This window comes from Nocardia fodinahabitans, assembly GCF_052983615.1.
The window spans coordinates 310,113-335,810 of the sequence record NZ_JBRJJC010000001.1; the positions used below are offsets into that span (position 1 = coordinate 310,113).

Sequence of the window (25,698 nt, forward strand, 5' to 3'; positions counted from 1 at the left end):
GGGCGGGGTACGCGGGCGGGCACCCGGTAGCGTTGACAACGATTCCCACGCAGTTCTCGCCGCATCGAAAGGCCACCCCGTCGTGTCGCAGCCCACCGCCTCGCCGCAGCAGATCGCCCCCTCCTTCGGTGCGGTGACCCTGGAGCACTATCTGTCGGAGCTGGGCGCGAAGGTTCCCGCACCGGGTGGCGGCGCCGTCGCCGCGCTGCACGCCGCCCAGGCCGCGGCCCTGGTCGCGATGGTCGCGCGCTACACCACCCGGGCCAAGGACGCCGTCCACCAGCCGGTCGTCGAGCAGATCATCGAGGCCGCCGACGCCGCGCGCGCGAGGTCGCTGGCGCTGGCCGATGCCGACGCCGCCGCGTTCACCGCGGTCGGCGCGGCCTACAAGCTGCCCAAGGACACCGACGCCGAGGTCGCCGCCCGCACCGAGGCGATCAACGCCGCCTTGGTCGAGGCGGCCCGGGTGCCCGCGGCCGTGGTCGACGAGGCCGATGAGATCCTGTCGCTGGCGGCCGAGCTGCTGCCGATCGGCAATCCCAACGTGGTCACCGACATCGGCGCCGCCGCCGACGCCGCCCGCGCCGCGGCGATGAGCTCGCAGCTCAATATCGAGATCAATGTCGGTTCGCTGCCCGCCGCGCTGGGCGACGGCTTCGCCGCGGCGCTGCTGCGCGTCGACACGATCGCCGCGCGCGCCGACGCCCTGCACGCCGACGTGCTGCACGCGGTGCGCGGCTGAGTCAGGCCGCACCACAACCCTGCGCGACCTGGAACGCGACGGTCTCGTGCGGCGCACGGTGTCTCCGACGGTCCCGCCCCGGGTCGAGTACTCGATCACCGCGCTCGGGACCGACCTCGGCCGGATCAACCACGCCATGGGCGCCTGCGTGGTGGTGGACCACCAGCACGAGATCACCGCCGCCAGAGCCGAATTCGACGCCGCCCAGCAGATCGAGCCCGCGCCGCTGCCGTGCCCCGGCGCTGTCCGCTGAACCGGTATCGATGTGGGATCGGTTCCCGGGGGTCCTCACCTGCGCGAACACAAGCCGACACTCCGTTGGACCCGTCGGCCGTTATCACTTCGATAGGTCTAGTTGATCATGGCGGCCTAGACTTGGAATCCGCCTACGAGTGACCGAAGGGGTGGCGTTTATGAAGAGCGCACTTCGTTTCCTGTTCGTCGCGACCATGGCGGCACTCCTCGCCGCGTTCTGGTCGGGAGCCGCGTCCGCGGCCCTGATCGGAGGATCTCCGACCGCGACGGTCACCGCGATATCCCCGGCGAACGGGCAGGTCGTCGGCGTCGCCGCGCCGGTCACGTTCACCTTCGCCGCCCCGGTCGCCGACCGGGCGGGCGCCGAACGCGCCGCCGCGATCCGCTCGACCGACGCACTGCCCGGCACCTTCGCCTGGGTGAACGACACCCAACTGCAGTGGACCCCCACGGGCTATCTGCCGGCGAGCGCGCCGATCTCGGTGCAGTTCGGCAACCAGCGCACCGAGTTCCAGACCAACGGCGGCGTCTACGCCGAGGCGAACCTCTCGGCGCACACGTTCACGGTGAGCATGGGCGGACAGGTCGTCCGGAACATGCCCGCGTCCATGGGCAAGCCCGGCTTCGAGACCCCGACCGGCAACTTCACGGTGCTGGAGAAGTTCCGCTCGGTGGTGTTCGACTCGCGCACCATCGGCATCCCGCTCGACGACCCCGAGGGTTACATCATCGACGGCGAATGGGCCGAACGCCTCACCTGGGGTGGCGTGTTCGTGCACTCGGCACCATGGTCGGTGGACTCGCAGGGGTACGCCAACGTGAGCCACGGCTGCATCAATCTCGCCCCCGACGACGCGGCCTGGTACTACGAAAATGTCGGCATCGGTGACCCGGTCTACATTCACTGGTGAGTAATTCCCTCGTGGCATTCGGCGTTCCCACCGTCAGAGCAGTATCGTGCCCGTAACGAAATCGTTGCGAGACAACCTGACGGCGACAGCCTGATGAAGGTGGGGCGATGGATCGACCGGATGCACACAGACCGATCGGGGCTCGACAGCACGACCCGGGGTCGGCCGGTGGTCCGTTCACCGCGGCCGTCCCGTGGCGGCCCGGTCGTGATCTGGGTGCTCCACGCCCCCGTCGGCTGACCGAGCCGACCGATCCGCAGCCCCGTACCGGCGCCCGTCATCGCGTCGAGGGTGGGCCCACCACGCCGGCCGGCATTCCGGTGATCTCGTTGTCGGCCGCGCACGTGGCGCCCGATCGGTCGTCGGGCCGGATCGTGCCGACCGACAGCTACGCCACGGATCGGCTGCCGATCGTCGGCGGACCGTTCGATCCCGGTGCGCGCCATGCCCTTCCGGAGGCGCCGCAACCGATGCCGGAGCCCGACAACGGCCCCGCGACCGACCGGCTGCCGATCATCACCCCGGACACCCCGGCTCCCGACCGCGTCGAGCCCGAATGGGTCGCCGCCACACCGGTTTCCCTGCCGCCGCGTCCGGCGCCCGACTACGGCGGCGACGACGAGGTGTTCGCGCGGATGATCGACCGGTCCCGGCGCAAGCGCGTGCCGCGCTGGGTCGGACCGCTGGCGGCCTCGGTGGCCGGTGCTGTACTGATCGGCGGCGGCTATCTCCAGCTGCGCGGTCCCGTACCGGAATCCGCGGCGGCCAGCAGCCCGATCGCGCCCGCGCCCGCGGGTGCGACCCCGGTTGCCGGGAACTGCCCCGCCGAGCTGGTCGGCAGCAAGATCCAGGGCAACGGGGCGGGCGGCACCGACAGCGGCGTCGCGGCGATCCTGGCGTTCCAGTACGCCTATTACGTGGCGCGGTCCGGTGATCAGGCGCGAACACTGGTGTCCGGCGATGCCGCGCTACCCTCCGGCGCCGATATCCAGGAGGGCATCGACACGATCCCCGTGGGCACGACGCACTGCCTGAGCATCACGCCCGCGGCGTTCGCGGGACAGTACTTCGTGGTGATCACCGAGTTCCGACCGGACGCGGTGCCGATCATCTACAACCCGCAGCTGGTCGGCACCGCCAAGGTCGGCAACAAGTATCTGATCACCTCGATCGGGCCGGTCCGCTAGACCCGATCGAGGACGCGAAAGCCGCTCAGCCGCGGGCTTTCTCGGCCGCCACGACGACGTGGCGCATCAGCAGCGCGGTGGTCACCGGACCGACGCCACCGGGGACGGGGCTCAGCGCCGCGGCCTTGCCGTGGACCGAGGCCGCGTCGACGTCGCCGACGATGCCGCCGTCGGCGGATTCGTTGGTGCCCACATCGATCACCACGGCGCCGTCACCGATGTGCTTGCCGGTGACGAGCCCGATCCGGCCCGCGGCCGCGACCACGATGTCGGCGGGGGTGGTGACCGCGGCCAGGTCGGCGGTGCGCGAGTGCGCGACGGTGACGGTCGCGTTCTCGGCCAGCAGCAGCTGCGCCAGCGGCTTGCCGACGATGTTGGACCGGCCGACGACTGTCACCACGCGGCCTTGCAGCGCGATCCCGTGATGCTTCAGCAGCTCGACCACCGCCTCGGAGGTCGCGGGGACGAAACCGTCCAGGCCGGAGGCGAGCAGGCCCAGCGACAGCGGGCTGACGCCGTCGACATCCTTGCTCGCGGCGATCGATGCGCTCACATCATCGAGACTGACGCCGGCGGGCAGCGGGGTCTGCAGCATGATCGCGTCGGTGGCCGGGTCGGCGCTGCGCGCGGTCAGCTCGGCGCGGATCGTCTCCGCGCTCGCCTCGGCGCCGAGATCGATGCGCTCGCAGGCGATCCCGAGACGTTCGGCGGCCTTGCGCAGGGAGTTCACGTACCAGGCGCTGGCCGGGTCGTCGTTGGCCACGATCAGCGCCAGCGTCGGCGCGGTGCCCGCGGCAGTGAGCGCGGCGGCGCGCTCCTTCGTGTCGGCGTTGATGGCGGCGGCGAGTTCCTTGCCGGTCAGCGAAGCGGTATCCACGGTGTATCAGCTTATCCGCCGCTACCCGCGCACCCGACCACCGGGCGGCGACGCGCGGAACGTCGTCGGGATCCACAGTGCGCGCGGCACCCGGTCGTAGGGTGTCGGCAGCTCTGCCACAGCTCTGCCCAGCACGTACCGAACCGTTCGCGGGAAGGGTGTCGACTGTCGTGAAGATCTCGAGGCATTGGAAACAGCTGGCCGCCGCCGTCGTCGCGGCCGCCGCGGTCACGAGCGCCGCCGTCACCCCGGCCGCCGCCGAGGCCGACGTGACCGCGCTCTACAACTCGGCGCAGCGGCATTTCACCGACGGTGACGACAACGCGGGCCGTGCCGACCTGCGCGCCCTCATCGCCGCCGATCCGAACGACGTCGACGCGCTGGCCCTGCAGGCCATCTGGTCGCACTACGCCGGTGATCCGGCCGCCGTCGGCGAGGCGATGACCCGGCTCGGCGCGGTCGACGCGGGCATGGCGGCGGGCACCTCCAATGTGCTTCGCGCGGTGACCGCGGCGGCCGCGACGCTGCCCAATCCGCTGCCCGCGCTGGTCGGCCCGCAGACCGGCATCGTCGTGCTCGGCTACGGCTTGCTGCCCGACGGCGCGCTGCGCCCGGAGCTGGAGAACCGGCTCACCGCGGCCTGGTTGCAGGCGGTCGCCGCACCGTTCTCGCCGGTGGTCGTCACCGGCGGCAACCCGCAGAACGGGATCTCCGAGGCCGAGGCGATGCGTCGCTGGCTGGTGGGCCGCGGCTTGCCGAACGAGCGGATCCATGTCGAGGACCGGGCCGGGTCGACGGTGCAGAACGCGCTGTTCAGCACCCGCCTGCTGCGCGATCTCGGCGCGACCAGCGCCGTGGTGGTGACCTCGCCGAACCACATCCGCCGCGCGGTCGCCGATTTCCTGGTGGCCGGGACCGCTGTCGTCGGCGCGATGACCTCGCTCGAACAGCTGGTCTCACAGCTGCCGCCGCCGGCGCGGGCCGCGCAGCGCGGGATCTACCTGGACGCGACCCGCACGTTCGAGCTCGACAGCTCGCGCTGAGCCGGGGGCCCGGAAAATCGGTTGTCCGGCACGGGACAATCGCTGCATGACTGTTTCTCCCCTGGACGACGTCGTCGTCGTGCTGCGCGCCGCGGGCTGTGTGTTCGCCGAGGACGAGGCCGCGCTGTTGCTCGACGCCGCCGCCGGCGACGCACGCCGCCTCGACGACCTCGTGGCGGCGCGGGTGGCGGGGACTCCGCTCGAATATCTGCTCGGCTGGGTCGAATTCCGCGGCCTGCGGGTGGGCGTGCGGGCGGGTGTCTTCGTGCCGCGGCAGCGCACCGCGTTCCTGGTCGAGCAGGCGGTGGCCGGGGTCGCGCCGGGAACGGCGCGGGCGTGCGTGGTCGATCTGTGCTGCGGCTGTGGGGCGCTCGGGTTGACCGCGGCCACCGAGCTCACCGCGCGCGGCTGCGAGGTCGAGCTCGTGGCCGCCGATATCGATCCGGTAGCGGTGGCCTGTGCCAGGGAGAATCTCGCGCCGCTGAGCGCGCCGGTGTTCGGCGGGGATCTGTTCGACGCGCTGCCGGGCGATCTGCGGGGACGCGTCGACGTGCTGCTGGCGAACACGCCGTATGTGCCGACCGAGCGGGTGGCCGACATGCCGCCGGAGGCCCGCGAGCACGAACCGCTCGTCGCCCTGGACGGCGGGGCGGACGGGCTCGACGTTTTCCGGCGGGTCGCCGAGGGTGCGGCGAGCTGGCTCGCGCCGGGAGGCACCGTGCTGGTGGAAACCTCGACGGGACAGGTCGATACCGCGTGCGCGGTCCTGGCCGCGCACGGTCTCACCCCGCGCGTCGAGCACTCCGAGGAGTACTACGCCACCGTCGTTCTGGGCACCCGCGCGTCCTGACGCCACCCACCGGCACCGCGGGTATGGCAGTCGATGCAATGACGCGTACCGTGCACCGAACCGGCGATGCCCCCGCCCGACTTTCGCGTCGGCGGGGGCATCGCTGTCGTGCGAGCGGCTATTTGCGGCCGGTGAACTGATCCATCGAGTGGTACACGCCGACGGCGTTGAGGTAGAAGTCGCGCACCTTGATCGGCAGCAGACCCGTGAGCGCGCGGTTCATCCGCGAGGTCCACGGCAGCACCACCAGGGCGCCACCGTTCTTCATCTCCCGCCACGAGGTCTCGACGACGTCGTTCTGCTCGAGCATCGGCGTGAACAGGATGCCCTTGGCGCCGTCGAACATGCCGGTGTTGATGTAGGTCGGACAGACGGTGGTGACCTTCACGTGGTCGTGGCCGGCCTGCTCGAGCTCCAGGCGCACCGAATCCGACCAGCCCAGCGCCGCCCACTTCGACGCCGCGTAGACGGCCATGCGCGGGTTGGCGACCAGACCGGCCGAGGACGCGATGTTGAGGATGCGCGCCTGCCCGGCACCGGCGACCATGCCCGGCAGGAACTCCAGGGTGACGTACATCGGGGCCAGCGAGTTGATCGCCATGGTCTTGTCGATGTCGGCGCGGTTCTCGGTTTCCCAGAAGTAGGTGTTGCCCCGCACGATTCCGGCGTTGTTGACCAGGATGTCGATCCCGCCGATCTCCTTGCGCACCGCCTCGGCGGCCTCGCGGATCGAGTCCTGCGAGGACACGTCGACGACGTGATGGTGCACCTTGCCGCCCTGGGCGGTCAGCTGCGCCGCGGTCTCGCGCAGCGCGAGCTCGTTGACGTCCCACAGGACCACCGCGTCGGCGCCCTCGCGGACCGCCGTCTCGGCGAACAGCCTGCCCAGGCCCATGGCGGCGCCGGTGACCAGTACCCGCTTGCCCGCGACCGAATCGAGTTTCATGAAATGCCTACCCCTGCTTCGTTTTCCGTACGCCGTTACTTCTGGCGAAGTGTCTTCATGACCCCGAAGACCAGCGTCATGGTCTTGGCCCACATCTGCTCGGACATGCCCGGCAGCGGCGCGATCGGCAGCACCCGCTGGACCGCGATGGTCTGGGTGTCGACGTACTTCAGCAGCCCTTCGGGACCGTGCCGACGGCCCTGACCGGAGATGCCGAGACCACCGGACGGCGCGTCGACGCTGCCCCAGGCCGCGATGAAGCCCTCGTTGACGTTCACCGAGCCGGCGTTGATCCGGGCGGCGACCGCCTTGCCGCGCTCGGCGTCCTTGCTCCACACGCTGGCGTTGAGGCCGTAGGCGGTGTCGTTGGCGGCCTCGATGGCGGCCTCGTCGGAGTCGACCTTGTACACCGACACGACCGGGCCGAAGGTCTCCTCGCGGTAGACCGTCATGCCGGGCACCACGTCGGCGAGCACGGTGGGCTCGTAGAAGTACGGGCCGAGGTCGGGACGGGCACGGCCACCGGCGAGCACCTTGGCGCCCTTGGCGACGGCGTCGTCGACGTGGGCGGTGACGGTGTCGAGCTGACGCTGGAAGGTCAGCGAGCCCATGTCCTTGCTGTAGTCGAGCCCGCCGCCGAGGGTCATGTTCTTGACGTTGCCGACGAACTCGGCGACGAACTGGTCGTAGACCGCGGCGTCGACGTAGATGCGCTCCATCGACTCGCACAGCTGACCCGCCGAGGAGAAGCAGGCGCGCACGGCCAGCTTGGCCGCCTTGGACACGTCCGCGTCGGCCAGTACCAGCAGCGGGTTCTTGCCGCCGAGCTCGAGCGAGTAGCCGATCAGGCGCTCACCGGCCTGCTGGGCGATGGTGCGGCCGGTGGCGCTGGAGCCGGTGTAGTCGACGTAGTCGGCGCGGGCGATCACGTCGCCGCCGATCTCGCGACCACGGCCGAGCACCGCCTGCCACAGCCCGCGCGGCAGCCCGGCGCGCTCGGCGGCGTCGATGGCCCACAGCGCCGACAGCGCGGTCTGGTTGTCCGGCCGGGCGATCACGGCGTTGCCCGCGACCAGGGCGGGCAGCGCGTCGGAGGCCGACAGCGCGAGCGGGTAGTTCCACGGCGAGATCACCGCGACGACGCCCTTGGGCCGGTTGTGCACCTCGACCGAAGTGAGCACGGGCAGCACGCCGCGCGGCTTGCGGTCGGCGAGCAGCTTGGGAGCGACGGCGGCGTAGTAGCGCGAGTTCAGCGCGACGTCGGCGACCTCGTCGAAGGCGTGCGGGCGGGACTTGCCGGTCTCGGTCTGCACGATGTCGAGAATGGTGTCCTGCTCGGCCAGGACGATGTCGTGGAAGCGGCGCAGGATCTCCACGCGCTGCTTGACCGGCACCTTGGCCCAGTCGCGCTGCGCGTGCCGGGCCACCGCGAACGCGCGGTCGATGTCGGCGATCGAGGACTGCGGCAGGTCGCCGATCTTGTGTCCGGTGGCCGGGGCGAAGATCGGCACCGACGGTGCGCCACCGGCGACCCCCCGGTCGAACAGGGGCTTGACCAGCGCGGTCGGCAGCGCGGTGGGTTCGGCGGTCAGCTCGGGGGCTGTCGTCATTGTCGGCCCTTCTCCTCAACAGATGGGTCGCGCGGAGCGATCGCGCAGGTTCGGCTATTTGCTGAACACTAGTGTTAGATTAATGGTTCGAGCCGGTGCCGTGTCAAGCTTTCCGTGGACGTCTCGCGGTTGTGAGGAGGTGCGATGTCCGGTGATTCCGCCACGGTGCGCCGTGGGCGTCCACCGCAGACCCAGGAGCAGGCCGAAGAGGTCCGCGCCCGGATCGTCGAGGCGACGGCCGCCGTGTTCGCCCGCAACGGGTCGCGCGGGCTCAGCGTCGCCCAGATCATCGAGCAGGCCGGTCTCGCCCGGCCCACCTTCTACCGCTACTTCGGCAATGTCTCCGAGCCGCTGCACGTGGTACTCACCACGTCCAACGACGGCCTGGTCGGGGCGATCCGCGACGCGCTGAGCGGCACCGACGAACCGGTCGAGCTGGGGATCCGGCTGATCGACGCGTTCATCGACTGGGCGCGCGGCCACGGACCCATGCTGCGCCCGCTGTTCGCCGAACTGCACGACCCCGGCTCCCTGGTCTCGGCCTACCGCGAACGCGCCCTCGACGACATCCGCGCCCTGGTCCGCAAGACCTTCGTCGAGCTCGGCCGTCCCGTGCCCACGCCGTTGGACATGGACACGGCCCTGCACGTCTGCGAATACGTCGTCTACCGCCTCACCGCCGGCACCGCACCCGGCAGCGACCCCGATCCCGCGCTGGACTCCGAAGCTCGCATCACGATGATCCGCGTCCTGCTGGTCACCATGGGCACCCGCGACGACCTCGCCTACGCCATGGAACTCCCCGGCCTCTTCCCTGAGCCCTGAGGGTTCCGCCCGTCAGGCAGTGACGCCGTTCGTTCCTGTGTTGTCGCGGTGAGAACCAGCGCGACCGCGAGCAGGGCCGCGCCGGTCCAGGCGACGGGTGTCAGTCGTTCGCCGAGCAGCACCACCGCGAGGAGGGTGGCGGTGAGGGGTTCGAGAAGGGTGAGGATCGCGGCGGTGGCGGCGCCCGCGGCGGGGAGGCCGTGGAAGAAAAGCGCGTAGGCGACGGCGGTGGGTGCCAGGCCGAGGACGGTGACGGCCAGGAGGTTCGCGGGGGTCGGGGTGAGAAGGGCTGCGCCGCCGAGGAATCCGTAGCCCGTCGCGGTCACCGCGTCGAGGCCGGGGACGGGGCGGGCGGTGACGAGGGTGACCGCAGCGCGCTGCACACAGGATCTCCACATTTGACGACGGAACCCTCCACACCGGCTCGCTAGGGTCTGACCATGGACATCAGTGGGGGCGGGACCGCAGCGCCCGCGCGGCGCATCCTCGTCGTGGACGACGAGGTGACGATCGCGGAGTCGGTCGCCGCGCGGCTGCGCGCGGAGGGGTTCACCGTGGACGTGGCCCATGACGGTCCGGGTGCGGTCGCCGCGGCCGCCACCGGGGAACCGGACCTGGTCGTGCTCGATGTGATGCTGCCCGGTTTCGACGGGCTCGAGGTGTGCCGTCGCATCCAGGCCGACCGGCACGTCCCGGTGCTCATGCTCACCGCCCGCACCGACGAGACCGACCAGCTCGTCGGGCTCGGGGTCGGCGCCGACGACTACCTGACCAAACCGTTCTCGATGCGGGTGCTGGCCGCCCGCGTGCACGCCCTGCTGCGGCGGGTCGACCGGGCCGCCGAGCGCGGCGAGAGCGCCATCGTCGTCGGTGATCTCCGGATCGACCTCGACGAACGGCGGGTCTGGCGCGGTGCCACCGAGGCCAAGCTGACGCCGCTGGAGTTCGACCTGCTGGCCCGCCTCGCGCAGCGTCCGCGCGCGGTCCTGGCCAGGGAGCGGCTGCTCGAGGACATCTGGGATTGGTCGGACGCCTCGGGCACCCGCGCGGTCGACAGCCACATCAAGGCCCTGCGCCGCAAGCTCGGCGCCGACCTGATCCGCACCGTGCACGGTGTCGGCTACGCCCTGGACGCGCGATGAGCGAGCTGCCCGCCGATGCCCCGCGCACCTTCCTCGACCGGGTGGCCGACCGGATGCCCCGGCCGCTGGATCCGTTGCGCTCGATCAAGCTGAAGCTGGCCGTGCTCATGGTGTGCTCGGGCGCGGTCGCCTTCGCCTACTTCTGGCTGCGGATCGGCTGGCTGCCGACCTTCACCACGCTCACCGCCATGATCATCGCGCTGGTCACCTCGCAGTTCCTGGCGCACGGCATCACCCGCCCGCTGCGCGAGATGACCGCGGCCGCCCGGCGGATGGCCCACGGCGACTACAGCTTTCGCGTGCGGGCCAGTTCCCGCGACGAGGTGGGTCAGCTCGCGACCGCGTTCAACCAGATGGCGGCGGACCTGGCCGCGGCCGACCGCCAGCGCCGCGACCTCATCGCCAATGTCTCGCACGAGCTACGCACGCCGGTGACGGCGCTGCACGCGGTGCTGGAGAACATCGTCGACGGGGTGAGCGAACCCGATCCGGCGACGCTGCGCACCGCGCTGGCCCAGACCGAGCGGCTCGGCCTGCTCGTCTCCGAACTGCTCGATCTGTCCAGCATCGAGGCGGGCGCGTTCGCCCTCGATCGCGAGAACCTGCCGCTGGCACCGCTGTTGGCCGAGGTGATCGCCGAGGCGGAGGTGATGACGGCCGCGCTCGGCCGCGGTGTCCGCTTCACCACCGCGATCGAGCCGGCCGACGCGACCGTGCACGCCGACCGGGCCCGCCTGCACCAGGTGCTGTTCAACCTGCTCGACAACGCGGCCAGGCACGGACCGGCGGGCGGCGAGGTCCGCGTGTCCGCGCGGGCCGTGCCGGGCGCGACCGTGATCGAGATCCAGGACGACGGTCCCGGTATCCCGGAAGCCGACCGCGCCACCGTCTTCGACCGTTTCACCCGGGGCGGACGCACCGACGGCGGCGGTACCGGCCTCGGCCTCGCCATCGCCCGCTGGGTGATCGACCTGCACGGCGGCACCATCGCCGTCGCCGGCCCCGGCTCCCGTATCCGCGTCGTCCTGCCCACGGACTGACCCGACCTCATCCCGACCCACCATCCCGGACCACAGGTCCCGGGACGATCCCGCACACCCATCGGAGGGGACATGACCGAATCCACCACCCCGCGAACACCCGACCGGCCCGTGGCCACCGCCACGGCGACGAAGACCGAACCCGCTCCCGCACCCGCTGCCTCGCCCGGGACCGCCCCGCAGCCGTGGACCGCGGGCGGGCAGGCGGCGGCCGTCACGCCCCCGACCCCGGCCATGCCACCGTTACCGCCGCCCCCGCCGCCGGTCTACCGGCGCTGGCACCACGTAGCCCGCCCGGCCGGTGTCCTGCCCGCCGCTGCCGTCGCCGGAATCGTCGGCGCGACAGTGATTCCCCTCGACCGCCCCGGCATCGGCTGGGTACTCACCGGAGGTGTCATCGCGGGCGCGCTGGGCGTCGTCGACTACCGTGCCCGATCCCGGAGTTCGGCCGAGCCCGACGGGGACTCCAGCACGTCCACGACGCCGGTCGGCACAGCGGCCACCACGGACGCCGACACCACTCCCGCACCCTCTCCCACGGCTAGCTCGCCGTCGATCGGCAGCCCGGCCACAGGTAGCGCGGAGCCCGTCGTGCCGACGCCGGCAGTCGACTCCAGGGATGGCGGAGTGGCTGCGTCGCCCGAGGATTCGGCCGCCACCGACCGCTCCGGGTCCGCCGGCTCGGGCGCCACCTCGAACACCCCTGCACGCGTGCCGGATTCCTCGGTCGATGCGGACCCGGCGAGCGAGGAATCCGGCACGGTTACCTGCGCCACCGCCGACAACCGCGACCCGGCGCCGGACAACCCGGCCGTTGTCACCTCGAAGGCCACCGACTCAGCACAGCGCCAGTCCACTTCGGAAGCAGCGGAAGGAGATTCCAGCACCGAGGCGAATGGCGAGCCCACTCCGGTGGTGGCCGGCTCCCCTACGGCGGGTGACAGGCCGGCATCCGCGACCACGGCCGCCGTGACTTCTGGGCGGCCCGACGGTACCTCCGCGACTGCCGAGCCCGTGACCGCTCGGCATCGTCTGTGGTGGACCATCGCCGCGATCACGCTGCTCGGGGTCGGTACGTTCCGCGCGGCGGGGTGGTTGTTCGTGTTGTGTGTGCTGGCGGCGTGTGTGGCGGGCTCGCTGGCGGTGCTGGGGCGTCGGTCGAGTCGCGGGATCGTGCACGACATGGTCGCGGTGCCGCTGGCTTCGTTCGCGGCGGTGCGGTGGGCGTTCTCGGGGTTGCGGGGGTCGCGGACCACGGAGATGTCGAGTGTGCGGCGCTATGGTGCGTCGGTCGCGGTGACGGCGGCGCTGCTGGTGGTGTTCGTGCCGCTGCTCGGTGGTGCGGACGCGACCTTCGCCGAGTTGCTCAGCGGGTTGGTGCCGTCGATCGACGCGGCGACGGCGTGGCAGTGGATCGTGCTGTTCGCGGTGATCGGGATGGGCGCGCTCGGCGGGTTGTACCTGCTGGCCGGACCGCTCGCCGCCGCCGGCTCCGAGACACGGCCCGTCCGGTTGTGGTCGCGCAGTGAATGGGTGCTGCCCGTCGGTGCGCTCACCGTGCTGTTCGGGGTGTTCCTCGGCGCCCAGTTCGTCGCCCTGTTCGGCGGTGACGACTATGTGCAGCGCACCGCAGGCCTCACCTACGCGGAATACGCGCGCAGCGGCTTCTGGCAGCTGTCGGCGGTGAGCATCCTGACCCTGGCGGTGATCCTGGCGGTGCTGCACTGGGCGTCGCAGGAGACGGCCGCCGACCGGCGCTGGCTGCGGATCCTGCTCAGCGCGGTGAGCGTGCTGGCGCTGGTGATCGTCGGCTCGGCGCTCGCGCGGATGTGGACCTATCAGCAGGCCTACGGCTTCACGGTGCTGCGCCTGCTGGTGGAGGTGTGCGAGCTGTGGGTCGGCCTGGTCTATGTGCTCGTGCTGGTCGCGATCGCCCGGCTGCGCTGGAACTGGGTGCCGCGCGCCGCGGTCGGCACCGCCCTCGGCACGCTCATCGCGCTCGCCGTCCTCGACCCGGAACATCTTGTCGCCGACCGTAATATCGCCCGCTGGGAGCACGGCAAGCGGCTCGACACCGACTACCTGAGCACTCTGTCCCCGGATATTCTGCCCGCGCTGACCAGGTTGCCCGCCGAGTTGCGCGCCGACATCGAGGACCCGATCCGCGCCGACCTCGAGGACGACCACTGGTGGTCGTGGAACCTGTCCCGCAGTTCGGCGCGCTGACGCCGCACTAGGGCTGGGTGCTCCGGGACAGTCCGCTGGCCCGGAGCACCCGGCGTCCGATGGCGGCGCGGATGGACTCCTCGGTGCCGATGACGCGCACGTGGGTGCGGGCGCGGGTGATCGCGGTGTAGAGCAGTTCCCTGGTGAGCAGCGTGGACTCGGGTTCGGGCAGGACGACCGAGACGGTGTCGTACTGGCTGCCCTGACTGCGGTGGATCGTCATCGCGAACACCGTGACCACGGCCGGGAATTGCGTCGGGTGGACGAGATAGGGCTCACTGCCACGCTGCAGGGCCGCCCGCAGCGAGCCGTCGGGGCGGCGGATGATGACGCCGGTGTCACCGTTGTAGATGCGGGCCTCGTGATCGTTGGCGGTGACCAGCAGCGGCTGACCGGGATACCAGACTGCCTGCGGCCCTTCGGGTCCCGCGCCCCCGGCCGCGGCCCATTCCGCCGCCATCCGATCCCATCGCTCCACACCGAACGGACCCTGCCGGTGCGCGCAGAGCAGCCGATGCGATTCCAGCGCGGTGAGCGCCCCGACGGCGTCGCCCGCGTTCGCGGCCGCCGTGACGGCGAGTGCCGCGCTGGTCACATCGGCACGGACCGCCGCGGTCTCGTCGGGCGCGCACAGCGACACGTCGTCACCACCCGCCCGCAGGATCGCCAGCGCGGCATCGGCATCGCCCGCGCGGACCGCGACGGCCAGGTCCGCGATCCGGCCGCCGAAACGCCGACCCCGCGTCAACCGGACGATGCCACCGCGCAGGCGGCGCTGTTCCAGTGCGCTCAGCGACTCCGGAGCCAGTTGTGCCCCAGCCTGATCGGCTATCTCCGCCCGAGACTCCGCCGCGCTCTCGCCGCCCCGCGCGTCTGTCCGGCCATCCGCCGGCGCGGCCGAGCCGCCTCGCTCCGCGGCCGGGTGAAGTTCCCCTGCGAGCAGACCCGCCACCCCGGACACCGCCGCCGACCGCAGCAGCTCCTGCAATGCCGGGTTCGGCGCACCGCTGATCGGTCCGGCGACCAGGTCCGCCAGCACCGCACCGGCATCGACGGAGGCCAGCTGGTCCGGGTCGCCCACCAGGACCAGCCGGGTGTCCGGGCGCAGCGCCGAGAACAGGTGGCTCATCATCGTCAGCGACACCATGGATGTCTCGTCGACGACGACCACGTCGTAGGGCAGCCGGTTGTGTTCGTGGTGGCGGAATCGGGTGGTGCGCCCGCGCTGCCAGCCGAGGAGGCGATGCAGGGTGGCGGCGGTCAGTTCGGGGAGGCCGAGTTCGGCGGCTTGCTCCCGGACCGCTTCCTGCAGGCGGGCGGCGGCCTTGCCGGTCGGCGCGGCCAGGGCGATCCGCAGGGCGGGGAGTTTCGGGGTGGCGCGGCGATGGGCGGTGAGCAGCGCGAGGATGCGGGCGATGGTGTGGGTCTTGCCGGTGCCGGGCCCGCCCGCGACGACCGTGGTCCAGTGCGTGGCGGCGAGCGCGGCGGCCAGCCGTTGCCGGTCGGGACCGGCGCCGAGGGGGTCGGCGAAGAGCCGATCCAGTTCGGTGCGCACGAGCGCGGAGTCGATCTCCGGATGGTCGGCGCTGCGTTCGGTGAGTACCCGCCGCAGGGTCTGCTCCTGCTGGTAGTACCGGTCGAGGTAGAGCAGCGCGCCACCCTCGGCGTCGGCTTCGACCAGGCGCAAGGGCCGCAGCGGACCGGCCTGACCACCGCGGATCAGCGGACTGCGGCGCAGCGCGGCCAGCACCCGATCGGTGTCGGGCCAGGGCAGGGTGGCCGGATCGATACCCGTTGCGGTGTCGCGGCTTTCGTCGGCATCGATACCGATCTCGCGCATCCGCGCCAGTTCCAGGCACACCGAGCCCGACCGCACCGCGCGCACGGCCAGCGCGGCCGCGAAGCGCACGTCCTCGGACTCCTCGCGCCCCATCCGGCCCAGCCGCACCGCGACATGCACATCCGCCGCCGACAGCACACCGGCTTCGTTGAACACCCGCAGCAGCCCGGTTCCGCGCTGCGCCACCTGAATCGACGTCATCGACCGACCTCCCCGGAACAAGGCCCGCCGGCCCGTGTCGTCGCTGCGGAATCGGCGGCGGGAAACGCCGCAGACCGAGGACACCGACGGTTCTCGCGGGCCGTCATCGCGGGTCTCCCGCAAGCAGGTCCGACAGCGCGACAACGAGTTCGGCGGGCGGATACCAGTCGAACACGCCGTGGCCGGGCGGGGTGGCGGCGCCGATCATGCCGCGCACGAACAGATACCGCGCGCCGCCCAGATGCCGCGCCGGGTCGTAGCCGGGCAGCCGCCAGCGCAGATAGCGGTGCAGCGCCACCGCGTACAGCAACGCCTGGAGCGGGTAGTGCGAGCGGATCATCTCCGTCACCATGTGCTCGCGGCGGTAGTGCTCGACGGTGAGATCACCGGTGCCGAGCCGGTTCGTCTTGTAGTCGACGATCAGGTAGCGATACACACCCGCGTCGTCGGGCACCCGCAGCACGGCGTCGATACTGCCGGTGAGGTAGCCGCGCAGCACCGTATCGGGCAGCGCCGCCAACTGGTCGGCGTAGCCGGCGAGCGCATCGTCGGCCGGCAGATGGATTCGGAGCAGCTCGGCGATGGCGTGCATCCCCGCCGAGCGCGCGCCCGGGGTGTCGCCGCCACCGAGCGGCAGCTCGAATTCCAGCTCGCACAGGCGATCCCGGGTGGCGACGGTCGCCAGCGAACCGAAATCGGCGGGGGTGCGCAGGACTTCGAGCAGAGCGGTGGCCAGCAGGTCGACATCGAGTTCGGCCATGGTGTGCTCGACGGCTTCCGCGCAGCGGGCGGCGACCTCGGCGGGCAGATCCGGCGCCGAGGTGTCGACGGTTTCCAGGATGCCGTGCACCAGGGTGCCGAACTCCGCACCGTAGGGCAGCGCGTTCATCAGCGACGGCGCCCCGGTGCCGACGGCGGGGGCGTCGAGCGGCGCCTCGGCCGGTTCGTCGTCGGGCCCCGGCCCGTCCTCGGGTTCTTCCTCGCTGACCCCGGCCAGATCGTGCGCGCCCGCGGTGAGCGCGGAGTACGACGTGCGCCGCCACTGCTGGTCGAGTACCCGCGCGAAACCCGCGACGGCCAGCTCGCCGGTCGGCAGTTCGGTCCGGACCCGGCGCGGCTCGACATCGTCGGGCCGGTCCACCGCGGTCACCGAGATCACCTCGGCCGCGGGCGCGGCCCACTCCGTGAGTCGTTGCACCGCAGCGGTATCCGCCGGGATGTCGGCGCGGCGCGGCACCTGGGCCGAGCCGGGCCGCCGACCCAGGATCATCCGGTGCAGCGGCGCGGCCGCGGTGGTGACGGCGGGCGCCCACCAGGCGACGACCTGGCACATGGCCCGGGTCAGCGCGACGTAGAGCAGCCGCAGCTCCTCCCCCGATTCCTCGGCCTCGCTGCGCAATTGGCGCTCGCCATAGCCGGGCGCCTCCTTGCCGCCGATGTCGAGGACCCTGGTGCCGTTGTCGTCGTGGAACAGCAGCGTCGCCGGATACGGATTCTTGGCGCTGTCCCACGCGAAAGGCAGGTATACGAGCGGGAATTCGAGTCCCTTGCTGGCGTGCACGGTGGCGATCTGCACGGCGGCGGCGTCGCGGTCGAGCCGCCTGCTGCGGCCACTGACACTGCCCGCCTCCGGATCACGGACCCGGTCGGCCAGCCAGCGGGTCAGCGCGGTCACCCCGAGCCCCTCGGCGAGGGCCACCTCGTCGAGCAGCTGGGCGAGGTGACGCAGGTCGGTGAGCTCGCGTTCGCCGTTCTCCACCGCGAGCAGGCGCGGCGCGAGATCGGTCTCGGTGGCGAGCTTGTCGAAGACCGCGGCGAACCCGGCGCGGGCGAACAGCCGAGCCGCCTCCCGCAGCTGGGTGGACACCCGGCCGACGAGATCGGCTCCGCCGGCATCGATCTCGGCCACCGTGACGCCCAGGATCGGCGTGCAGGCGGCCAACCGGACCCGGTCACCGCGATGCGGTTGCTCCAGCGCGCGCAGCACCCACAGCCAGTCGGTGGCGGCCACGGTGGCGAACACGCTGGTGCCACCGGCCAGCACGGACGCGACGCCGACCCGGTCGAGCGCGGTCCGCACCACGTCGATCTGGGTGCGGGTCCGCACCAGCACCGCGATGTCGCCGGGCCCGATCGGCCTGCGCACCCGGCCGTCGCCGACCTCGGTGAGCGAATGATCCGCGCCCCGTTCGGGTTTGGCCTCGATGGTGGCGCCGGATTCGAGCAGGGTGACGATGTCGGCGGCCAGGTCGTCGGCCACCGTGGTCCGCTGCCTGCCGACCGAGGGGAACCCCGACCGGTTGCGCGGACCGGCCCCGGTTCGCGGCAGCACCCGCAGCCGCAGCGGGGTGATCACCGCCGGGTCGCCGTGCAGGCGGGTCGCCGGACGGGTCGGCGTCACCGGATAGACGCTGATCTCCGGATGACCCAATTCCGCACCGCCACACAGGTGGTCGAGTGCCCGCAGCAGCCCGGCGTCGCTGCGCCAGTTGCGGGTGAGTTCGCTGCGCCGATCGGCCAGCGCGACGGCGTCCAGGTAGCTGAGCACCTCCGCGCCGCGGAAGGCGTAGATGGCCTGCTTCGGGTCGCCGACCAGCACCAAGGTGGCGTGCTCGTGGAAGGCCAGGCGCAGGATGTCCCATTGCAGCGGGTCGGTGTCCTGGAACTCGTCGACCAGCGCGACCCGATACCGCTGCCGGATCCGCGCGCGGGCCCGTGGCCCGTGGTCCGGATCGGCGAGCACCTCGTGCAGCAGGACCAGCAGATCGTCGAAGTCGCGCAGGCCCGCCCGGCGTTTGCGGCGCTCGGTCTCGGCGCGCACCGCCGTCGCGAAGGCCACCCGCTCCCCCGCGGCACCGTCGGTGCGCGGCGCGAGCTCGGCATGGCGGTCGTGCACGGCGGCCAGCGCGAGGGTGTGCGCCTCGCGCAGGGTGAACGGCGCCCGATCGCGGGCGTAGCGGGCCAGGTAGAGGTCGTCGGCGACGGTGGCGACCAGGTCGTCGACCGACTCCACCAGCCGCGCGCCCGGATCGTGCTCGCCCGCCAGGCCCAGTTCGTCGAGCATCCGCTGGCAGAACGAGTGCGTGGTGGCGATGGTGCCCGCGTCGAAATCGGCCAGGGCGGTGAGCAATCGGTGCCTGCGCAGCCGCAGGGTCGCCGGGTCGGTGTCGGCCAGCGCGCGCACCAGCTCGTCGGGATGGGCGCGCGCGACGCCCGGATCGGCGAGCGCGGCGGCGACCGTCACGAAGCGGTCCCTGGTGCGTTCCCGCAGTTCCTGGGTGGCGGCGCGGCTGAAGGTCACCAGCAGCAGCTCGGTGATGCCGATGCCGGCCTCGGCGACGTAGCGCACCGCGAGACCCACGATGGCGTGGGTCTTGCCGGTCCCCGCGCTCGCCTCGAGCACCGTGGTGCCCGCGGGCAGCGGTCCGGCCGCGTCGAAGGCGGCGGGTGCCGACATCGTGCCCGTCACGGTTGCCCCTGGCTCTCGGCCGCCAGCAGCGGTGCCCACCAGCGGCGCGCGACCGCTCCGAACCGCGTGCTCTCCGGTTCGCCCGCCCGGGCGGCCGCGGCGGCGAAGCGGTCGAAGCGCGGCGCCCGGCCCCACACATAGCGCAGGTAGCGGTCCGTGTGATCGCCGAACTTGTCGGGTCCGTTGGGACCGCCGTCGAAGGCGTGTTCGGCGGCGAGCAGGGCGTCGGCGACGCTGTCGCCACGGAAGCGGCGTTCGGCGTAGGCGGCGGTGGCGGCGGGCGCGACCGGCAGCGGTTCGCACAGCCCCTCGTCACGCAGGCGGACCAGGTCGCGCAAGACCGCCAGCGCGGCGGGCGCCTCCGGCGCCACGATCACCGACCGGGCGACCGGCCTGCTGCGGAACAGACCACGACCGGTGCTGATCGCGCGCCACGATCGATCCTCGGTCGCGGCCAGCGCCAGCAGCGACACCCAGGCGGCCAGCCGATGTTTCGGCGCCAACCGGGAGTACGTGGTGCGCACCAGCGTCTCGCCGCGCACCTCGGGCACGGTGCCGGCCAGGGTCCGGCCGTTGCCCAGGTCGATGGCGATGTCGACCGCGCGCGGACTCGCTTCGTAGTCGGGCTGGGCGGTGCGCACGAGGGTGTCGACGGTGCCCTCCACCTCGTCGAGGACCGCGCCACCGAAAGCGAAGGGCGGCAGGGTACCTCGCCGCCATTCGGCCGCGCGCAGCCCGGCGGGGTCGGCGCCGGTGAGCCGTGCCGACAGCATCCGCTCGCCCAGATCCCACTTGGCCAGGCCGTCGAGTTCGATGGGCAGCTGGTCGGCGATGTCCTCGGCTTCCTCGGGCACCCGCAGCCCGAGCCGCTGCCACAGGAACGCGCGCACCGGATGTTCGGCGAACGAGATCAGTTCCGCCAGTGCGACATCCGCCTGCGGCACCGGTGGCAGCGGATCGGTCAGCAGCGGTGGACGCGGCCGCGCGGGCCGGGCGGCGGCACGGGCGCCCGCCAGCGCGACGGGGTCGAAGCTGCGGGGCCGCTCGGGGGTGAAATTGCGCCGGTCGAAGGCCTGCAGGGGATGCCGGACATGCACCGCGTCCATCGCGCCCGGACCGACGTGCACGGCGAGGACGTCGAGCAGCTCGGCCACCGGCACCGCGGGCGGGCGCGCGGCACCGGTCACCGGATCGGCGCCGGTGTGCAGGATCAGCAGCCGCTCGCCCGCCGCCATGATCGCGTCGAGCAGCAGCTGACGGTCCTCGCTGCGCGCATCGCGTTCGCCGACGAGCGGGTCGCGGGCCAGCAGGTCGTCGCCGTCGACCGTGCCGGAGCGCGGGAAGACGTCGTCGTCGAGGCCGAGCAGGACCACCACCCGGTGCGGCACCGACCGCATCGGGACCAGCGTGCACACCGTGAGCTCCCCGGTGCGGAAATTGGCCCGGCCTGGCCCGCCCGCCAGACGACCGGTCAGCAGCACCGCGACATCGGCCAGGCGCAGCGGCGTCTCGCCCGCGTGCTCGGTGGCCGCGACGATCTCGCGGCGCGCCTCGGTCCGGATCCAGGAGTGCGCGTCCGGCACATCGGTGAGCAGGTCGACCGCCCGCAGCAGCACCGCGGTCCACTCGGCGGCCGGGCGCGGGCCGCGCAGATCGCGCAGGCAGACAGCGAGCCGGTCGACGAATTCGGCGAAGCGGCCGGCGAGGTCGACATCGTTGGAGTCGACGTCGTCGAGGGGCAGGGCCAGATCCAGCCAGTCGTCGCCGGACTCGTCGGCGGTGACCCCGAGCAGGATCCGGTCGACGGCGGCATTGAGGGTGTTCTGCGCGAAGTCGGCGAGGCCGAACGCCTCGCGCTGACGCTGCCCGATGCCCCAGCGGGCACCGGACTCGGCGGCCCATTCGCGCAGTCGCTCGATGTCGTCGTCGTCGAAACCGCAGCGCCTGCGCACGGTCTCGCTCGCCGCCAGGTCCAGCACCTGCGTCACCGTGACGCGACCGTCGGCGAGGTCGAGTAGCTCGATGACCACCGCGAGCATCGGGTTGGTGACCGCCCGGCCACGGTCGGCCAGCCGCACCCGCAGCTGGTGGGCCGGGTGTTCGCCCTCGACGGGCAGGTCGACGGCGCCGGTGCCGCGATGACCGAAGGCCGCGCGCACGAGCGGCGCGTAGGCCTCCACGTCCGGGCACATGATCAGCACGTCGCGCGGTTGCAGGTCCGGGTCGGCCGCGAAGGTCGTCAGCAGCAGATCGCGCAGCACCTCGACCTGGCGGGCGGGACCGTGGCAGGCGTGCAGCTCCACGCTGCCGTCCGCCGTCGCCCCCGGTGCGGGGACCCGGTCGTCGCGGATCGCGGTCTGCACCGTGCCGAGCAGCGTGGTGCCGGCGGGTGCGCCGGGGAGGTGGATCGTGCTGTGCAGCACGGGGTTCAGCCGCTGCTGGAGTTCCCGGACATCCCTGGCCAGGCCGGAAAGGAGCGGGTGCCGGACGAGGTCGGCGGTGCGGTCGGCCGCGCGCGGCACCATCGGCGTGCTGGGACACGCCGGTGCCGGCGCACCCGAGGTCGAGACGACTCCTCCGACATCGGGGCCCTGCCGCCGGACACCCATCTCGTCCTCGGCGCTGCGCGTGACCGTGTCCCCGTCGAGCCGCGGGACATCGTGCCGAGAGGGGCCCCTGCCCGAGGACACGCCGGCTGCCGCCGACAACGCCATCCACATCGCGGGACTCGGATGGGCCAGCCAGAGGTGCACGTCGCGGTGCTCGGCCAGCGCGACGAGGACGGCGAGCTGGTCGGCGGGCAGTCGGGTGAGGCCGAACAGGGACAGGCGCGCGGGCAGGTCGACCGAGTCCGGTTCGGCCCGCAGCCGCGCGCACGCCGCCGCGAGCCGTTCGGCCGGGCTCGGCGAGCCGACGGCCGCGCGCAAGGCCCGCCACAGCAGTGGCTGCCAGGCGAGGTCGTCGGGGACCGGTCCGCCGGCACCGTCGGTGTCGGCGCCCGCCGCCCAGTCCAGGATCAGCTGTGGTCGTTGCGCGGCGTAGGAGTCGAACAGGGCGGCCAGGTGCGCGGCAGTGGCGTAGCGCCTGCCCATCCGATGCCCCGCGCCGGGCAGCCCGAGGTGCCGGGCCAGCACGGCCGCCCAGGGCTGGTCGACGACCTCGTCGATCACCCCGAGCAGGGTCCACACCAGCCGCTGGCCCGCCCACGGATCGTCGGCGGGGGCGACCCCGCTCGCCGCGGACAGCACCTCGGCCACCAGTGCCGTCGGCGCGGGAAAGGCGATATTGGCGGCCACGCCGTCGCCGCCGCCCGTCACGCCGAGCACGCCCGACAGCCGCTGCGCCAGCCAGCGCTCCACGCCCTTGGCCGGGACCGCGACCACCTCGGTGGTGAACGGGTCGACCGGCGCGTCACCGAGCACCTGCCCCAGTCCGTCGGCCAGCGCGTCGGCGCGTTCGGCGCGATGGAGGTGCAACGGCATCCGTTGTTTATACGCCCAGCGACCGACCCGCAATCGTGCGGCCCCGCCGGGACCACCGGACAGGGCGAGTGAAATAGGCCACACCGCAACGCGTTCCCGGCCGCGTCTGCGCCACCCTGGTTAACCCCCGTGGGATCGTTGCCCTGCAAGTGGGACAGTTCGGCCGCAGGCGAAAGGCTGGTCCGGTTCATGATCGCGCAGGTGATTCCCCTGGTTCCCGGTGGCGGTTTCATCGTCCGCCGGGCGGGCGACCGCTGGGAACTGATCAACTCCCGGCGCTACGGGCCGGATCAGGTGCTGCACACCTGGCCGCTGAATCAGCACGGCGAAGCCTTCGAGCACTGCCATCGGCTCAACGGCTGCGCCATCGCGACCCCGCACGCCGCGCATCACTGAGCGGAAACCCGGTGCGGCGCAACGGCGCTGTAACACACTCGGGTGCGCACCTCAAGTAGTGCACAACGGCGTCAGGTGTGCGAGTGTGGTCCCTCGTGCGTGACCGTTCCCCCGCCACCCGCGTCGTTCCCCGGGTCGCAGCAACCGCCTGTCTCCTCGCCGCCGCGGCCGTCCTCACTCCGGGCGTCCCCGTACTGGCTCCGTCTGCCCATGCCGTGCCGCCTGCGCTCACGCAGGTGTCGCAGCCCGGCTTCGACAGCGATATGAGTTCGCGGATCGCGCGGGTGAACGCCTATCTAGCCGGGCGGCCCGGCGTCACCGGGTACGTGCTGCGCGACCGGCAGTCCGGCGGCGTCTACGCCAACGAGCACGCCGAGAACCAGGTGTGGACCGCCTCGACGATCAAGCTGGCCATCGCCGCGGACCTGCTCAACCGGGCCAGGGTCGGCGCCATCGGCCTGTCCCCCGACGACCGGGCCAACATGGAATCCATGCTGGCCACCTCCAACGATCACGCCGCCGACGTGCTGTGGAACAAGTACATCGGCATGGACCGCATGGCCTACAACAACGCGTTCCGCGCCTACGGCATGGTCAGCCTGATCCCGCAGCCGACCGCGTCGGCGATGTTCCCCGACTGGTCGTTCCAGAAGTGCACCGCCGCCGACCTGGACCGGCTGATGAACACCATCCTCGACACCATGCACCCCGACGACCTCGCCTACCTGCTGGACCGGATGCGCTCGGTCGACTCCAACCAGCACTGGGGCGTGTGGGGCGCGGGCGCGCGGATGCGGCCCGGCCTCAAGAACGGCTGGTCGGCCGAGTCCGACGGCTGGGTGGTCAACTCCGTCGGTGTCGCGGGCGACGGTGAGCGCTACACCCTGGCCATCATGAACGCCCTCGGCAGCGACGGCGGCTACACCGAGGGATCCGAGACCGACACCAAGGTCGCCGAACTCCTTCTTGCCGGTCGCTGACCTTTCCCGTCCCGTATTCTCGATCTTGTCGACCGGTCCGCGTGCCGTGGTGTCGCTCACCGCGGTACGCGGTTCCCGGTGAGTGAACGCACCACAGCAAGATCGGAACCGGGATCTCGTGGCGACGCTGCCTCCGGAGCCGACTACGGTTAACCCTGTCACCACCATTGCGGGGCCCACCCCAGTCTGTCGAGGAGCAGGACGATGAGCACTCAGTCTGTCGGGAACCAGCGGCACCGTGTGGTGGTGATCGGTTCCGGGTTCGGCGGGTTGTTCGGCACCAGGCACCTGCGCAAAGCCGATGTCGACATCACCCTGATCTCCAAGACCTCCACCCACCTGTTCCAGCCGCTGCTCTACCAGGTGGCCACCGGCATCCTCTCGACCGGCGAGATCGCGCCCGCCACCCGGCTGGTGCTGCGCAAGCAGAAGAACGCTCAGGTGCTACTCGGCGACGTCCACGACATCGACCTGGTCGACAACACGGTCACCTCGCGACTACTCAATCGCGACACCGTCACCCCCTTCGACAGCCTCATCGTCGCCACCGGCGCGCAGCAGTCGTACTTCGGCAACGACCACTTCGCCACCTTCGCGCCCGGTATGAAGACCATCGATGACGCCCTCGAACTGCGCGCGCGCATCCTCGGCGCCTTCGAGCAGGCCGAACTCGCGACCACGCAGGAGGAGCGCGACCGGCTGCTCACCTTCATCGTCGTCGGCGCCGGTCCCACCGGTGTGGAGCTGGCCGGGCAGATCGCCGAGCTCGCCGACCGCACACTCGACGGCACCTTCCGCACCATCGACCCGCGCGACGCGCGCGTCATCCTGCTCGAGGGCGCGGGCGCGGTGCTCGGCCCGATGGGCCCGAAGCTGGGCGCCAAGGCCGCCAAACGACTCGAGAAGATGGGCGTGGAGATCCAGCTCAACGCCATGGTGACCGATGTCGACGCGCACGGCGTCGTCGTCAAGGACGCCGACGGCAGCACCCGCCGGATCGAATCGGCCTGCAAGGTGTGGTCGGCCGGCGTGCAGGCCAGCCCGCTGGGCAAGATGATCGCCGAGCGCTCCGAGGGCACCGAGGTCGACCGGGCCGGGCGCGTCATCGTGGAGCCGGACCTCACGGTCAAGGGGCATCCGAACATCTTCGTGGTCGGCGACCTCATGTCGGTGCCCGGTGTGCCGGGTCAGGCGCAGGGCGCGATCCAGGGTTCCACCTACGCGGCCAAGGCCATCAAGGCCGGGCTCAAGGGACAGACCCCCGAGCAGCGCACGCCGTTCAAGTACTTCAACAAGGGCTCGATGGCGACGATCTCGCGCTTCGACGCCGTCTGCCAGATCGGCAAGATCGAGTTCAGCGGCTTCCTCGCCTGGCTGGCCTGGCTGGCGCTGCACCTGTACTACCTGGTCGGATACCGCAGCCGGATCGTCACTGTGATCGGCTGGTTCGTCTCGTTCCTGGGCCGCAACCGTGGTCAGATGGCCGCCACCGAGCAGTGGGTCTTCGCCCGGCTGGCGATCGAGGAGGTCCAGTCCGACCAAGCCGACGCCGACGAACTCGCGGCGGCCCTCGGCGCCCCGCCCGGCAACAACAGCAAGATGCTCCGGCAGCGCGAAGTCGGCTAGGCACCGTGTCACGAAGGCCGGGTGGTTCCCCGAACCGCCCGGCCTTCGCC

Annotated in this window: 20 protein-coding genes; 13 read left to right on the forward strand and 7 right to left on the reverse strand. The window is 71.9% G+C overall.

Going from position 1 to position 25,698, the window contains the following annotated elements; translation table 11 throughout:
- The first annotated feature begins 82 nt into the window (after positions 1 to 82).
- From NV348_RS01465 to NV348_RS01480, 4 genes are all read left to right on the forward strand, one after another.
- Positions 83 to 742, forward strand: a complete 660-nt coding sequence (locus NV348_RS01465) for a cyclodeaminase/cyclohydrolase family protein (RefSeq protein WP_447145315.1) — start codon at positions 83 to 85, stop codon at positions 740 to 742.
- Between the two features lie 58 nt (positions 743 to 800).
- Positions 801 to 995 carry a hypothetical protein gene (locus NV348_RS01470; protein WP_447145316.1) on the forward strand — a complete coding sequence of 65 codons (195 nt, stop codon included), beginning with the start codon at positions 801 to 803 and terminating at the stop codon, positions 993 to 995.
- 160 nt (positions 996 to 1,155) lie between these two features.
- Complete coding sequence (locus NV348_RS01475; RefSeq protein ID WP_447145317.1) at positions 1,156 to 1,908, forward strand: L,D-transpeptidase; 753 nt, start codon at positions 1,156 to 1,158, stop codon at positions 1,906 to 1,908.
- 107 nt (positions 1,909 to 2,015) lie between these two features.
- Positions 2,016 to 3,095, forward strand: coding sequence for a DUF8176 domain-containing protein (locus tag NV348_RS01480; protein ID WP_447145318.1), 1,080 nt, complete (start codon positions 2,016 to 2,018; stop codon positions 3,093 to 3,095).
- Between the two features lie 25 nt (positions 3,096 to 3,120).
- Here the strand turns inward: NV348_RS01480 and NV348_RS01485 are convergent, their stop codons facing one another.
- Entirely contained in the window at positions 3,121 to 3,972 is an 852-nt protein-coding gene (locus NV348_RS01485) for a bifunctional 5,10-methylenetetrahydrofolate dehydrogenase/5,10-methenyltetrahydrofolate cyclohydrolase (protein ID WP_447145319.1), read from the reverse strand.
- 170 nt (positions 3,973 to 4,142) lie between these two features.
- Between NV348_RS01485 and NV348_RS01490 the strand changes: the two genes are divergently transcribed.
- Positions 4,143 to 5,015, forward strand: coding sequence for a YdcF family protein (locus NV348_RS01490; protein WP_447145320.1), 873 nt, complete (start codon positions 4,143 to 4,145; stop codon positions 5,013 to 5,015).
- 46 nt (positions 5,016 to 5,061) lie between these two features.
- The gene (locus NV348_RS01495; RefSeq protein ID WP_447145321.1) at positions 5,062 to 5,865 is read left to right on the forward strand and encodes a putative protein N(5)-glutamine methyltransferase; all 804 of its coding nucleotides are present in this window, start codon (positions 5,062 to 5,064) and stop codon (positions 5,863 to 5,865) included.
- A 118-nt stretch (positions 5,866 to 5,983) separates the two neighbouring features.
- On the opposite strand, the gene NV348_RS01500 is transcribed toward NV348_RS01495, so the two are convergent.
- Both NV348_RS01500 and NV348_RS01505 read right to left on the reverse strand, forming a co-directional pair.
- Positions 5,984 to 6,811 carry an SDR family oxidoreductase gene (locus NV348_RS01500; protein WP_447145322.1) on the reverse strand — a complete coding sequence of 276 codons (828 nt, stop codon included), beginning with the start codon at positions 6,809 to 6,811 and terminating at the stop codon, positions 5,984 to 5,986.
- A 35-nt stretch (positions 6,812 to 6,846) separates the two neighbouring features.
- Positions 6,847 to 8,421: a succinic semialdehyde dehydrogenase gene (locus NV348_RS01505; protein ID WP_447145323.1), complete on the reverse strand. Its 1,575-nt coding sequence runs from the start codon at positions 8,419 to 8,421 to the stop codon at positions 6,847 to 6,849.
- A gap of 144 nt (positions 8,422 to 8,565) precedes the next feature.
- Here NV348_RS01505 and NV348_RS01510 point away from each other — a divergent pair, with 144 nt between their 5' ends.
- Positions 8,566 to 9,246 (forward strand): TetR/AcrR family transcriptional regulator, encoded by a 681-nt coding sequence (locus NV348_RS01510; RefSeq protein ID WP_447145324.1) that lies wholly within the window; start codon positions 8,566 to 8,568, stop codon positions 9,244 to 9,246.
- Here the strand turns inward: NV348_RS01510 and NV348_RS01515 are convergent.
- Complete coding sequence (locus tag NV348_RS01515) at positions 9,207 to 9,629, reverse strand: EamA family transporter (protein WP_447145325.1); 423 nt, start codon at positions 9,627 to 9,629, stop codon at positions 9,207 to 9,209. The genes NV348_RS01510 and NV348_RS01515 overlap by 40 nt on opposite strands.
- A 57-nt stretch (positions 9,630 to 9,686) precedes the next feature.
- On the opposite strand from NV348_RS01515, the gene NV348_RS01520 reads away from it, so the two are divergent.
- The 3 genes from NV348_RS01520 to NV348_RS01530 all read left to right on the forward strand — a co-directional run bounded on the left by NV348_RS01520 (position 9,687) and on the right by NV348_RS01530 (position 13,654).
- Positions 9,687 to 10,388, forward strand: coding sequence for a response regulator transcription factor (locus tag NV348_RS01520; protein WP_447145326.1), 702 nt, complete (start codon positions 9,687 to 9,689; stop codon positions 10,386 to 10,388).
- Positions 10,385 to 11,428 (forward strand): HAMP domain-containing sensor histidine kinase, encoded by a 1,044-nt coding sequence (locus tag NV348_RS01525; protein WP_447145327.1) that lies wholly within the window; start codon positions 10,385 to 10,387, stop codon positions 11,426 to 11,428. Before NV348_RS01520 ends, NV348_RS01525 begins: the two co-directional genes overlap by 4 nt.
- A gap of 72 nt (positions 11,429 to 11,500) precedes the next feature.
- A complete protein-coding gene (locus NV348_RS01530) occupies positions 11,501 to 13,654 on the forward strand; it encodes a DUF4153 domain-containing protein (RefSeq protein ID WP_447145328.1) in 2,154 nt (717 codons plus the stop codon).
- Positions 13,655 to 13,661: 7 nt separating this feature from the next.
- Here the strand turns inward: NV348_RS01530 and NV348_RS01535 are convergent, their stop codons facing one another.
- The 3 genes from NV348_RS01535 to recC all read right to left on the reverse strand — a co-directional run bounded on the left by NV348_RS01535 (position 13,662) and on the right by recC (position 22,646).
- Positions 13,662 to 15,695, reverse strand: coding sequence for an AAA family ATPase (locus NV348_RS01535; protein ID WP_447145329.1), 2,034 nt, complete (start codon positions 15,693 to 15,695; stop codon positions 13,662 to 13,664).
- Positions 15,696 to 15,798: 103 nt separating this feature from the next.
- A complete protein-coding gene (locus tag NV348_RS01540; RefSeq protein WP_447150901.1) occupies positions 15,799 to 19,152 on the reverse strand; it encodes a UvrD-helicase domain-containing protein in 3,354 nt (1,117 codons plus the stop codon).
- A gap of 8 nt (positions 19,153 to 19,160) precedes the next feature.
- Complete coding sequence (recC, locus tag NV348_RS01545; RefSeq protein WP_447145330.1) at positions 19,161 to 22,646, reverse strand: exodeoxyribonuclease V subunit gamma; 3,486 nt, start codon at positions 22,644 to 22,646, stop codon at positions 19,161 to 19,163.
- A 129-nt stretch (positions 22,647 to 22,775) separates the two neighbouring features.
- Between recC and NV348_RS01550 the strand changes: the two genes are divergently transcribed.
- The 3 genes from NV348_RS01550 (at position 22,776) to NV348_RS01560 (ending at position 25,648) form a co-directional block, all read left to right on the forward strand.
- Positions 22,776 to 23,042 (forward strand): hypothetical protein, encoded by a 267-nt coding sequence (locus tag NV348_RS01550; RefSeq protein WP_447145331.1) that lies wholly within the window; start codon positions 22,776 to 22,778, stop codon positions 23,040 to 23,042.
- Between the two features lie 83 nt (positions 23,043 to 23,125).
- A complete protein-coding gene (locus tag NV348_RS01555; protein WP_447145332.1) occupies positions 23,126 to 24,022 on the forward strand; it encodes a serine hydrolase in 897 nt (298 codons plus the stop codon).
- A 204-nt stretch (positions 24,023 to 24,226) separates the two neighbouring features.
- Positions 24,227 to 25,648 (forward strand): NAD(P)/FAD-dependent oxidoreductase, encoded by a 1,422-nt coding sequence (locus NV348_RS01560; protein ID WP_447145333.1) that lies wholly within the window; start codon positions 24,227 to 24,229, stop codon positions 25,646 to 25,648.
- The last annotated feature ends 50 nt before the right edge of the window (positions 25,649 to 25,698 follow it).